Annotated in this window: 11 protein-coding genes; 9 read left to right on the forward strand and 2 right to left on the reverse strand. The window is 38.7% G+C overall.

Annotation, left to right across the window (positions count from 1 at the left end):
- Window positions 1-36 precede the first annotated feature (36 nt).
- From aroC to ACFIMA_RS01275, 6 genes are all read left to right on the forward strand, one after another.
- Complete coding sequence (aroC, locus tag ACFIMA_RS01250) at window positions 37-1,125, forward strand: chorismate synthase (RefSeq protein WP_375652325.1); 1,089 nt, start codon at window positions 37-39, stop codon at window positions 1,123-1,125.
- A gap of 15 nt (window positions 1,126-1,140) precedes the next feature.
- Window positions 1,141-2,244: a 3,4-dihydroxy-2-butanone-4-phosphate synthase gene (ribB, locus tag ACFIMA_RS01255; protein WP_375693016.1), complete on the forward strand. Its 1,104-nt coding sequence runs from the start codon at window positions 1,141-1,143 to the stop codon at window positions 2,242-2,244.
- A gap of 7 nt (window positions 2,245-2,251) precedes the next feature.
- On the forward strand, window positions 2,252-2,506 hold the full coding sequence (locus ACFIMA_RS01260; RefSeq protein WP_375611123.1) for an exodeoxyribonuclease VII small subunit: 255 nt from the start codon (window positions 2,252-2,254) through the stop codon (window positions 2,504-2,506).
- 242 nt (window positions 2,507-2,748) lie between these two features.
- Window positions 2,749-4,656 (forward strand): 1-deoxy-D-xylulose-5-phosphate synthase, encoded by a 1,908-nt coding sequence (gene dxs, locus ACFIMA_RS01265; RefSeq protein WP_375631585.1) that lies wholly within the window; start codon window positions 2,749-2,751, stop codon window positions 4,654-4,656.
- Between the two features lie 16 nt (window positions 4,657-4,672).
- Window positions 4,673-5,416, forward strand: coding sequence for a TlyA family RNA methyltransferase (locus tag ACFIMA_RS01270; RefSeq protein ID WP_375631587.1), 744 nt, complete (start codon window positions 4,673-4,675; stop codon window positions 5,414-5,416).
- On the forward strand, window positions 5,413-6,666 hold the full coding sequence (locus ACFIMA_RS01275; RefSeq protein ID WP_375631589.1) for a class I SAM-dependent RNA methyltransferase: 1,254 nt from the start codon (window positions 5,413-5,415) through the stop codon (window positions 6,664-6,666). The genes ACFIMA_RS01270 and ACFIMA_RS01275 overlap by 4 nt, the downstream gene beginning before the upstream one ends.
- A gap of 559 nt (window positions 6,667-7,225) precedes the next feature.
- On the opposite strand, the gene tldD is transcribed toward ACFIMA_RS01275, so the two are convergent.
- The gene (gene tldD / locus ACFIMA_RS01280) at window positions 7,226-8,650 is read right to left on the reverse strand and encodes a metalloprotease TldD (RefSeq protein WP_375611127.1); all 1,425 of its coding nucleotides are present in this window, start codon (window positions 8,648-8,650) and stop codon (window positions 7,226-7,228) included.
- Between the two features lie 110 nt (window positions 8,651-8,760).
- A complete protein-coding gene (locus ACFIMA_RS01285) occupies window positions 8,761-9,300 on the reverse strand; it encodes an invasion associated locus B family protein (RefSeq protein WP_375611128.1) in 540 nt (179 codons plus the stop codon).
- A 344-nt stretch (window positions 9,301-9,644) separates the two neighbouring features.
- On the opposite strand from ACFIMA_RS01285, the gene cyoE reads away from it, so the two are divergent.
- The 3 genes from cyoE (at window position 9,645) to ACFIMA_RS01300 (ending at window position 12,777) form a co-directional block, all read left to right on the forward strand.
- Window positions 9,645-10,580 carry a heme o synthase gene (gene cyoE / locus ACFIMA_RS01290; protein WP_375613023.1) on the forward strand — a complete coding sequence of 312 codons (936 nt, stop codon included), beginning with the start codon at window positions 9,645-9,647 and terminating at the stop codon, window positions 10,578-10,580.
- A gap of 182 nt (window positions 10,581-10,762) precedes the next feature.
- On the forward strand, window positions 10,763-11,818 hold the full coding sequence (gene ispH, locus ACFIMA_RS01295; protein WP_375611130.1) for a 4-hydroxy-3-methylbut-2-enyl diphosphate reductase: 1,056 nt from the start codon (window positions 10,763-10,765) through the stop codon (window positions 11,816-11,818).
- Window positions 11,818-12,777 (forward strand): homoserine kinase, encoded by a 960-nt coding sequence (locus ACFIMA_RS01300; RefSeq protein ID WP_375613022.1) that lies wholly within the window; start codon window positions 11,818-11,820, stop codon window positions 12,775-12,777. The genes ispH and ACFIMA_RS01300 overlap by 1 nt, the downstream gene beginning before the upstream one ends.
- The last annotated feature ends 5 nt before the right edge of the window (window positions 12,778-12,782 follow it).

A 12,782-nucleotide genomic window follows, 5' to 3' on the forward strand; every position in this document is an offset into this window, starting at 1 on the left:
GTTGTATATATTTGACAGAGAAATGGATCTTTTTTCATGTCGCATAATACATTTGGTCATTTGTTTCGTGTAACAACATGGGGTGAAAGTCATGGTGCTGCTCTTGGTTGTGTCATTGATGGTTGTCCACCTGGAATTATTTTTACTCTTGCAGAAGTTCAAGCTTATCTTGATAAACGCAAGCCAGGACAATCAAAATACACAACGCAGCGCCGAGAACCAGATGAAGTAGAGGTCCTTTCAGGAGTTGTTGTTCAAGACGATGGAACGACATTGGTGACAACAGGTACACCAATTTCTCTGTTGATTCGAAACACAGATCAACGCTCTCAAGATTATGGAGCAATTGCTCATCAGTATCGTCCAGGACATGCGGATTATACTTATGATATTAAATATGGCATTCGTGATTTTCGAGGCGGGGGACGTGCTTCGGCAAGGGAGACGGCAGCACGTGTTGCAGCAGGTGCATTTGCTCGTAAAATCGTTCCTGGTTTGATTGTACGAGGAGCAGTGATAGCAATTGGTCCTCATAATATTAATCGTGATCGTTGGGATTGGTCAGAGGTTAATAATAATCCTTTTTTTACAGCTGATGCAGAGATGGTTCACATTTTTAGTGACTATATCAGTAAACTCCGTAAAGAGGGGACATCTGTTGGTGCGGTTGTTGAGATCGTTGCAGAAAATGTTCCGGCAGGTTTAGGAGCTCCTATTTACGCAAAGCTTGATCAAGATATTGCCTCGTTACTTATGTCGATTAATGCGGTAAAAGGTGTGGAAATTGGTGATGGTTTTGCGGCAGCCCGCTTGAGGGGAGAAGAAAATGCCGATGAAATGCGAATGGGAAATGATGGAAAACCGCTTTTTTTATCAAATCATGCGGGAGGTATTTTAGGGGGAATATCGAGTGGACAGCCGATTGTTGCGCGTTTTGCTGTAAAGCCTACTTCATCAATTTTAACACCTCGTCGTTCCATTGATGTTGATGGTCATGATATAGACGTTATAACAAAGGGACGTCATGATCCATGTGTTGGGATTCGTGCCGTTCCTGTTGGTGAAGCGATGGTTGCTTGTGCTATTGCTGACCATTATCTAAGACATCGCGGTCAAGTTGGGTGATTGAAAAGGTGAACAATGGCGTATGATGAAAAAAAAATTGTTTCTGCACTTAAAGCTTTTGAACGCGGTGAAATTGTTGTGGTGACAGATGATGATGACCGTGAAAATGAGGGTGATTTAACTGTTGCTGCAGCGCATTGTACAGAAGAAAAGATGGCGTTTATTCTTCGTCACACAACAGGTATTGTGTGCACACCTATGCCAAAAAAAGAAGCAAAACGGTTTAATCTTTCTCCTATGGTACCAGATAATAACTCTGCACATGGGACGCAATTTACGGTTACTGTTGATTTTAAACACGGCATAACAACAGGGATCTCAGCACATGACCGTACATTAGCTGTACGTAATCTTGCGAATTCAAATGCAAGTGCGGATGATTTTGTTCGTCCAGGGCATGTTTTTCCTTTAATTGCGCATGAAGGGGGAGTGCTCATGCGTTCAGGTCACACGGAGGCCGCTGTTGATTTATGTAAATTAGCTAATTTGCCGCCGGTTGGTGTTATCGGTGAGTTAGTTAATGATGATGGAAGCGTTAAACATGGCGATCAGATTATGAAATTTGCGCAAGAACATCGGTTGCATATTATAACGGTTGCAGATTTAATTGCTTACCGCCAACGTAAGGAAATATTGATCAAGCATGTTGGAGAAATGCCTATTGAAACATTCGTAGGTCCCGCTATTGTTCAAAGTTATCAACTCCCTTGGGAAGTCGTTCAGCATATTGCAATTGTTTTTGGTGATGTCCGTGAGGGTGAGAATATTCCTGTGCATTTACATCATGAAAACATTGTAAGTGACGTTTTTTGTCAAACTTCAGATATTATGGTGATGATGCGGCGTATGATGGAAAAAGAAAAACGTGGCGTATTTATTTATTTGCGTGAAGGATCTGTTATACAATCAACTGTTGGTATTCAAAACATGACAAGAAACAGTTCAGAAAACCATGTGCAGGCGATTGCACGCGAAGAAGAATGGCGCAAAATTGGTTTAGGATCACAAATTTTAAAATATTTAGGAATAGGCTCTGTTATTGTTTATGCTTCTAAAGAGCATCATTATGTAGGTTTGGAAGGTTTTGGAGTTCGTATATCCAGAACAGATATTTTTTGAGGTTCATATGAAAAAAGAGATACAAGAGGGGGATATTACGACCTTAAGCTTTGAGCAAGCGCTTAAGCAACTTGAAGTTATTGTCGAAAATTTGGAACGTGGCGATGTGCCTTTGGAACAATCCATTGATATTTATGAACGCGGTGAAGCGCTTAAAAAGCATTGTGAAAAACTCTTAAGAGTTGCTGAAGCTAAAGTTGAAAAAATCCAGCTTTCAGAAGAAGGTTTTCCAGAAGGAGTGGAACCACTTGATGCTAAATAATTTAAATCTTTTTGGATATTTATTGTGGGACTTAAGAGAAGCAATAACCTTAGTTTATAAACAGAAAGTTTTATTGATTTCTTTTTTATAAAATAAGTTAAAAATGAGGAAATTATAGCTCATCTCAAATAGAAAAGAGCATTTTTCAGTAAAAAAGATGCAAAACTGTAAATAAAAGAGTAGAGAAGATATATTTTTATCATTGTGTTTTCTTGAGTTAAGATAATAGGAAGGATTTTTTTTTGTCTCAGGTCTTAACACCATTGCTTGACCGTGTTTGTTTTCCGCAAGATTTGCGGGCATTGCCTGAGTCTGATTTGGTACAGTTGGCTGATGAGTTGCGGACCGCAACAATTGATGCGGTTTCTGTAACAGGTGGTCATCTTGGGGCGGGACTTGGTGTTGTTGAGCTCACTGTTGCATTACATTATATTTTTAATACACCAGAGGATAGGATTATTTGGGATGTTGGTCATCAAACCTATCCACACAAGATTTTAACGGGGCGTAGAGAAAAAATTCGCACATTACGTCAGGAGGGCGGATTATCTGGTTTTACAAAACGTTCAGAAAGTGTGTATGATCCATTTGGAGCGGGGCATTCGTCTACTTCTATTTCAGCGGGGCTTGGTATGGCAGTGGCAAGTGCTTTGAAAGCAGAGACAAGACGCAATATCATAACTGTCATTGGTGATGGTGCAATGTCTGCGGGCATGGCTTATGAAGCCATGAACAACGCTGGTGCTTTGAATGCACGCTTGATTGTTGTTCTTAATGATAACGATATGTCTATAGCACCACCTACAGGTGCTATGAGTGCACATCTTGCACGATTAGTGTCTCGTCCTTCTTATCGTCATTTGCGTGAACGCGTAAAGATGTTGAGCGAAAAATTGCCAAAGTTTTTTTTGGATAAAGCCCGTCGTTCAGAGGAATTTGCGCGTGGCCTTTTGGTTGGGGGAACTTTATTTGATGAGCTTGGCTTTTATTATGTTGGACCCATAGATGGGCACAATTTGGGGCATTTATTGCCTGTTTTTAAAAATGTTCGTGAATATCCTAATGGTCCTGTTTTGGTGCATGTTGTAACCCATAAGGGAAAGGGATATCCACCTGCAGAGGCCTCGTCTGATAAATATCATGGTGTTAATCGTTTTGATGTCACGACAGGAAAACAGGTAAAAGCATCAAGTAATATTCTACCCTATACCAAGGTATTTTCTAAAGCTTTAATAGAAGAAGCTCGCCATGATGATAAGATTGTTGGCATAACAGCAGCGATGCCAACAGGGACAGGACTTGATTCTTTTGCGAAAAAATTTCCTGAAAAAATGTTTGATGTTGGTATCGCTGAGCAACATGCCGTAACTTTTGCGGCAGGACTTGCTTGTGAAGGGTATAAGCCTTTTGTTGCAATTTATTCTACTTTTTTACAGCGTGCTTATGATCAAATTATTCATGATGTATCAATTCAAAAATTACCGGTACGTTTTGCTATTGACCGAGCAGGTTTTGTGGGGGCAGATGGTGCAACACATGCTGGAAGTTTTGATATTGTTTTTTTGGCGACTCTTCCTGAGTTTGTTGTTATGGCACCTTCTGATGAGCTTGAACTGATGCATATGGTGCGTACAGCTGCAGCTTATGATCAGGGACCAATTTCTTTTCGTTATCCGCGTGGTGAGGGGATTGGTATAGATTTACCGCAACGTGGTGAGTTATTAGAAATTGGAAAAGGGCGCGTTCTGCGTGAAGGAAATAGAATCGCTTTGGTTTGTTTTGGAACGCGGATGTCAGAAGTGTTGCAAGCTGCTGATGCGTTGGAGGCTGAAGAATTGTCTACAACGGTTGCAGATGCACGGTTTGCAAAACCTTTAGATAAAGATTTGATGCGTCGTTTGGCACGTGAGCATGAGGTATTGGTGACAATTGAAGAAGGGGCAATCGGTGGATTTGGAGCGCACATATTACAATTTTTAGCGCAAGAAGGGCTCTTAGAGCATGGTTTGAAAGTTCGTACACTAAAATTTCCTGATGAATATTTGAATCATGGTTCACCAGAAAAAGTTCTTTCACGTGTCGGACTTGACGCTATGGGTATTTTAAACACGGTTTTTGCTGTTTTGGGACGCGAGATTCGAACAGGATAGAAAATTCGAGTATGAGATGGCTTCCAGAAAAAGACTCGATATTTTTTTAGTTGAAAAAAACTTTTTTACGACACGTTCACGCGCACGTGATGCAATTATGCGCCAAACTGTTAAAGTTAACGGAGAAATCGTTTTTAAAGCTGGGCAAATCGTTTTTGATGATGCAGAGATTACCGTTTGTGATCCAGCGCAGAATTATGTTTCTCGGGCAGCGTTAAAATTGATTGCTGCACTTGATGCATTTCCAATTATAACGGACAAAGTGACAGCCATTGATGTTGGTGCATCAACAGGTGGTTTTACGCAAGTTCTCTTAGAGCGTGGAGCAGATCATGTCATTGCCGTTGATGTTGGGCATCATCAATTTGATAAACGTTTATTGGGCAACAGTGCTATAACGTTATTAGAAGGCTTGAATGTCAGAGATTTTAAACAGGAACATTTAGGTGGGCGAGAAATTGATCTTATCGTTTCAGATGTTAGCTTTATTTCGCTCAAACTTGCGTTGCCTCCCGTGTTGTCTTTAGCCAAGAAGGGTGCCCAAGCTGTTTTACTGGTAAAGCCTCAGTTTGAGGTTGGTCGTAAACACTTTAGTAAGGGAGGAATATTAAGTCCATCAAGTGCTAAGGAAACTGCTGAGGCGCTTTTTGTTTGGTTAAATACACAAACAGGGTGGAGTGCAAAAGGTTTAATTTCTTCCCCTATTACAGGTGGTGATGGCAACGTGGAATATTTACTATTCGGAGAAAAACAAGAGTGAATGACAATGTCATAATCGATCATATCGGAGCAAATGGTTATGGTATTGCTAAGACGTCTCACGGCTTCGTTTCTGTTCCTTTTACTTTACCAGGAGAGTGTGCTGAAATTACTGTTCATGGAAAATATGCAACATATATAACATTAAAAGAAAAATCATCAGAACGCATTGATACTCTTTGTCAGCATTTTGGAGAATGTGGAGGGTGTACTCTTCAGCATTGGCATATGGATGCTTATCGCGTATGGAAACAACAATTGGTTGTTGAGGCGCTTAAAAAGTATGGACTTAATAATGTTGTTGCGACTTTAATAGAATGTAAACCTTATAGCCGACGGCGGATTACTCTAACAGCATCCATGACCCCACAGGGGCAAAAAGTTGGTTTTAACCGTTATCTCTCTCATGAGATTGTAGCTCTTGAGGAATGCCCAGTAAGCCGTCCAGAGCTTATTTCTCAGTTGCATAATATCAGAGAGCTCTGTGCTTTTCTAAAGAGCTCTGCCAAACGGTTTCATGTTACGATAACATGTGTTGAAAATGGTTTAGATGTTGCTTTAAGCGGTTGCATTATACAGCATGAATCACTTCGTCAGAGAATGATCAGTGCTGCTCTTTCATATGGGATTATACGTTTATCTGTTGACGGTGAAGTTTTGGTTGAACGAGAAAAACCAGAGATTTACTTTGGAGATGTCCGTGTTGAATTTCCTTCTGGTGGTTTTCTGCAAGCAACTTGTGAAGCTGAAAATATAATGGGCAATATTATTTTGACTCATTTAAAAAAAGCAAAGAATGCTGTTGATTTGTTTTCAGGGGTAGGAACATTTACCTTGCGTATGGCAAAAAAGATGAATGTTCATGCAGTAGAAAATAACGAAGATGCATTAAGAAATCTAAATACAGCAGCACGTTTTGCGACTGGTTTAAAAACGGTCACTTGTGAAAAACGTGATCTTTTCCGACATCCCCTTTCTGTAAAGGAACTTGAATGTTTTGAGAGTGTTGTTTTTGATCCTCCCCGTGCTGGTGCAGAGCAACAAGTACGTGAATTAGCGAAGACTACAGTATCACGTGTTGTGGCAATTTCTTGTAATCCTACTACATTTGCTCGTGATTTATCTCTTCTTGTTGCAGGGGGGTATACAGTAGAAAAAATCATACCGATTGATCAATTTTTATGGTCACCACATGTCGAAATTGTTGCTGTTTTGAGCAAAAAGAAAAAAAAGAAAGGTTGGAAACTTTAGCCTAAAATTTTTTAAATGCCATGAAGATTTTTTTAAAAGTTTACCTGAGTATTATTATAAAATCTCTCCAAAATTTATCTATAATAATAACCTTTTTCTCGTTGAGTTAAGAGCACTGAATGTAGAAAGTGCTTTTTTCTTTTAAGCTTTTTTATTATGAAATATAAAAGACAAGTTACCCCACACAAAAAACCCACACAAAAGACTAATATCTTACGAAAAAGATGTGTCTGAATAAGCCTGTGCCGTCGTTATATTTGCCATCCCCTAATGTTTCTTAAAACTCTTGGTACTTGAGACGGCCCATAAGAGGAATCTTTAGTCTTTTCTTGTACAGTTTTTATCCATATAACTCTCCCCGCCTGTAACGTATAAACGAATGATTTTGATTGATCGAACAGACACAGATTTAAAATGAGAGAATCTTGCGGTATTCAAGGTTCTAATACAATATGAATAACGCTAGATTATCTTTATAAATCAATTCATTGTAATCTCCCCCTCACAAAATGGTCGTAATAGACGAGAAGGAGGCAATACTGGGAAGGAATGAGCAAGCTTATTCCTCTATAAGCGCAGTTCCACCGATTGTCATATTATTGATTCGAAGATGAGGTTGACCAACACCAACAGGGACATTTTGCCCTGCTTTTCCGCACATACCAATACCATTATCTAGTTTACTATCATTACCAATCATTGTGATACGTTTCATAGCATCCGGTCCATTTCCAATAAGAGTTGCACCTTTGATTGGTGCACAAATTTTGCCATTTTCTACTCGGTATGCTTCAGTACATTCAAAGACGAATTTTCCGGAAGTAATATCAACTTGTCCTCCACCAAATGAAACAGCATAGATACCACTTTTAAGTGAAGAAAGGATTTCTTCAGGTGTTTTATCTCCTCCTAGCATGATTGTATTGGTCATTCGTGGCATTGGTGCATAAGCATAAGATTCACGCCGTCCATTTCCAGTTGATTTACCTCCCATAAGCCGTGCATTAAGCCTGTCTTGCATAAAACCAACGAGTTTTCCATCTTCAATGAGAACGTTATATCCTGAAGGGGTCCCCTCATCATCGACAGTGAGAGAGCCACGGCATTGTGGAATTGTTCCATCATCAACAACTGTAACACCTTTTGCTGCAACTTGTTGTCCTAAAAGTCCAGCAAAAGCCGATGTTTTTTTACGGTTAAAGTCACCTTCTAAACCATGACCTACGGCTTCATGGAGCATAACACCAGGCCATCCGTTAGCTAAGACAACATCAAAAGATCCAGCAGGTGCTGCTTCTGCTTCTAAATTTGTTAAAGCCATACGTAAGGCTTCATCCGCGGCTTTTTTCCAATTGTCTTCATGAATAAATTGGTTAAATGCTTGTCTCCCTCCACATCCATAAAAACCATTTTCACGACGATTGCCTTCAGCTGCGACCACAGATATAGAAAGTCGCACAAGGGGACGAATATCACGAACCAAATAACCATCTGCACGTAAAATTTCAACATGTTGTAGCGAGCCGGAAAGAGAAACAGTCACCTGATGCAATTTATCATTTTTAGCACGTAAATAGGCATCAATTTTTTGCAAAAGAGCACTTTTTTCTTCAAATGATGGAGCATCAAGGGGATTATGCGGTTGATAAAGTCTTTTGTTTGTTTGTTGAGGTGCTATGCTATAAGTCCCTGCATGATTATTATAGGTAACAGCTTTAGCAGCTTCACTGGCACGTTTGAGTGCAGCAGCTGATAACTCACTAGAGTGAGCATATCCAGTAGCCTCTCCAGCAACAACGCGTAGTCCAAATCCCATATCTTGATGAAATGAACCGTTTTTAAGCTGTCCATTATCAAATAAAAGAGCTTCGCTTTCTGTATACTCAAGGTAAAGCTCACCATCATCAGCATGATGAAGTGTTTCCTGTATAAGTGATTGCACTTTAGAGGAAGCAATATCAAAATGATCAATCAGCGATTTCATAAGAATTATCCTATTTTTATGGGGGCTCAGAAGATTTTTATCAATCTAATTTTAAGAATCTTTCAAAATATACGATGAGATTTTGATTGTTTAAAATGTATTGATTTCATTCATGTCGGTAAGGTTGCATAGGCGTCGCCAAGACCATGAAGGTCAACAAAACCTCCAATCCCTTGTTCCGGAGTTGTAAAGATAAAATAGGTTGCCATTTTTCCTTTTAAAAAGAGCTGCAATATGTCTTCTTTAAGAAAGGCTTCAGCAACACAATTATCACCAAGACAACGACGATATTCCATTCTGCCCATATTTTTATCGTCAATTTTAATTCCAACGCCAGGACGTAATTCAACGCGAATCGGAACAAAAACACGCATCAAGGCACCTTGCTTTTGAGGAAGTTTATAAAATGTAACGCGCAAGGTAATATCTTGACGCCCTTGTGTGTGAACGTTTTGTACAACTTCACACTGCATGTTAGGTGTACCTGGTGGTAGAGAACACACTTTTGTCCATGCACCATAGGTTTGCGGAGCAGGGACATCTTGTGCATAGGGTGTTTGTGCAAATGCATGACTGATAAAACTACTATAAAGCGTGTAAAGAACAGCACCAATAAAAAAAGTTTTTTTGAGTAATTTATAAAGTATCACAGAAAATCCTATCCGACTCAACACCCACAACTATGCATAGATTTACATAAAAAAATGAATTCCCCATAAAAAACCATAACACAAAATCAGTATTTACCCAAATATATTAATTCATATGATATATTTTTATGATACATTTGTAATGTGGAGAGAACGTTGATTGAAAAAATGTATTTTTATTGCCAATATTTCCATTTACTTTTAGGGGATACGTGCGAAAGAGATATTTCATATTTTCTCAAAAATACGATTGGTCTTAATGGGTCATTTCCATACGCTAGATAATATTTGTCAGATAATATTGGATTTGTGAATGACAGAAATGGAAAAGGGCTTTGAGTGGAATGTCAGTTTCAGAAGAATTATCGGTTGTGAATGGTAAATCAACGCCACCAAAATCCGGTATTGGTGATTACATCACATTATTAAAGCCACGTGTTATGTCTCTTGTGGTCTTTACGGCTCTGGTTGGTTTGCTTGTATCGCCTGTTCCTATTAATCCGTGGTATGGTTTTTTAGCAATTTTATGTATTGCTGCTGGTGGCGGTGGTGCGGGAGCACTGAACATGTGGTATGATGCTGACATTGATGCTGTGATGGAACGGACTAAAAAGCGTCCTATTCCCATGGGTAAAATCAGCTCCCAAAAGGCATTTATTTTTGGCATGGTTCTTTCTATGCTCTCGGTATTGGTTATGGGGAGCTTCATTAATTGGTTTGCGGCATTTTTTCTTGCGTTTACGATTTTCTTTTATGTCGTTATCTATACAATTTGGTTAAAGCGTATCACACCACAAAATATTGTTATTGGTGGTGCTTCTGGGGCTTTTCCACCAATGATTGGATGGGCCGTGACAACAGGGACAGTGAGTATTGATAGCTTTTTATTATTTTTAATCATTTTTATGTGGACCCCCCCTCACTTTTGGGCTCTTTCTTTATTTTCATCTCTTGATTATGAGGCTGCAGGTATCCCTATGATGCCTAATGTACGAGGTGAACATTCAACAAAAAAACAGATTTTATTTTATACTGTTTTGATGGCATTGTGTGCTGCTGCTCCTTGCTTTACTGGTCTTGGCGGAATTTTTTATGGTATTTTTTCAACAATTTTAAGCATTATCTTTATTTATTTTGCCTATCGTTTATGGAAAGCTGATACACATAATGAAACTATTTTGATGGCCAAAAAAACGTTTTTCTTTTCGTTACTTTATTTGGCAGCTATCTTTGGAATTCTTTTGATTGAATCTCTTGTTTGGTATTTTATCGCTCTTTAGTTGCGTAAAATGAAAGAGCAAATTTTAAAAGAGCTTTTCTTCAAGAAAATGCTGTAAGAAAACACGATAGAGTGTGTTCTTATGCAAAAGATGATATTGCACGTTTTTTTACATTGCTTATTCATGTATAATAATAGGTTGTTTGAATATATAGCTAAAACTATAGAGATTAAGGATGATTTATGTCTGGACTTCCCCCTTTAACGATACGTCTTTGTGGTCCACGTGGATTTTGTGCAGGGGTTGATCGTGCTATCCAGATTGTTCTGCTTGCATTAAAAAAATATGGTGTTCCAGTATATGTTCGTCATGAAATTGTACACAACCGCTACGTAGTTGAGGGATTACAGCAACGGGGTGCTGTTTTTGTCGAAGAACTTAATGAGATTCCAGAAGAACATCGCAATCAACCAGTTGTTTTTTCTGCTCATGGTGTACCAAAATCTGTTTCAGAAGAAGCACGATACTATAATTTGTTTTATCTCGACGCAACATGTCCGTTGGTCTCGAAAGTTCATAAACAAGCGATACGACATCAACGTCATGGTCGTCATGTTATATTGATTGGTCATGCTGGTCATCCTGAGGTGATAGGGACAATGGGACAGCTTGAAGAAGGGGTTGTGACGCTTATTGAAACGATAGAAGATGCTTTGCATTATCAACCCAATGATCCAGATAAATTAGGATTTGTTACACAAACAACGCTTTCTGTTGAAGATACTGCAGGAATTATCGATATATTACAACAACGTTTTCCTACATTAGCAGCACCAGCGGCTGAATCAATTTGCTATGCTACAACGAATCGACAAGATGCGGTTAAAGCAGCGGCAAAGGGGAGTGATTTGTTTTTGATTGTTGGAGCACCAAACTCTTCTAATTCACGACGTTTAGTAGAGGTTGCCGAAAAGTCTGGTGCGCGGCAAGCTATTTTAGTTCAGCGCGCTGATGAAATTAATTTTGAAAACCTAAAATCTCTTTCTATAGTCAGTCTTTCAGCAGGGGCTTCGGCTCCTGAAATTATTATTGATGAAATTATTTCAGCATTTCGTGAGCGTTATGATGTCACAATAGAATTAGCTGAAACAGTGGTAGAAACGGAAAAATTTTTAGTGAGTCGCGAATTACGCGACGTCATTTTAACGTCTCAAGATATGGCTTTCGTTAATGGTCAAGCAAATAATGCAAAAAATGAAAATCAGAATACAGACATGTCTACAACGAAAGCAGAATAATGGCCGTTTATACAGATATTCACCCAAATGATTTAAAAGTGTTTTTAACACGTTATGCAATAGGATCACTTTTGTCTTATCAAGGTATAGAAGAGGGGATTGAAAATTCTAATTTTATGTTAGAGACAACACAAGGGCGATTTATTTTAACACTTTATGAAAAGCGTATTTCAAAAGATGATTTACCTTTTTTTTGTCGCTTGATGCAGCATTTAGGACAGCGTGGAATTCCTTGTCCTCAACCTGTTATTCAAAATGATGGAATGATGATCTGTGAACTAGCAGGACGTCCTGCTGCTATTATTACTTTTCTGGAAGGAGAGTGGATCCGCCAGCCCAATATAGATCATTGTGGCGAAGTGGGGACGGGGTTAGCACAATTACATTTAGCAGGACAGGATTTTACACTCAGTCGTAAAAATACTCTTTCTGTTATGGATTGGAAGGTATTGTGGCAACGTTGTCAAACCAAAGAAGATGCATTGTTAAAAGAATTTGGACAAAAAATTGAGTTGGAATTGGCTTTTTTACAGGAAAATTGGCCATGTAATTTACCAATAGGCATTATTCATGCAGATTTATTTAATGATAACGTTTTTTTTGTGAATCATCGTCTTTCTGGGATGATAGATTTCTATTTTGCTTGTAATGACTTTTTTGCTTATGATTTAGCGATTTGTTTAAATGCTTGGTGCTTTGAGCCTGATCATTCCTATAATCTTACCAAAGCACGTAAGTTATTGGAAAATTATCAAAAAATAAGACCATTGATCCCTTTAGAATTGGACAAGATGGTCTTATTAGCTCGTGGTGCATCTCTACGTTTCTTACTCACACGTCTATATGATTGGTTTAATACACCGCCTAATAGCTTTGTTATTAAGAAAGATCCATGGGAGTATTGGCACAAGCTTTGTTTTTTCAGTAATGTAAATTCGCTAAGTGAATTAGGTTTTTAAATTTT

Source organism: Bartonella sp. AP88HLJMH, assembly GCF_042195605.1.
Classification (GTDB): Bacteria; Pseudomonadota; Alphaproteobacteria; order Rhizobiales; family Rhizobiaceae; genus Bartonella.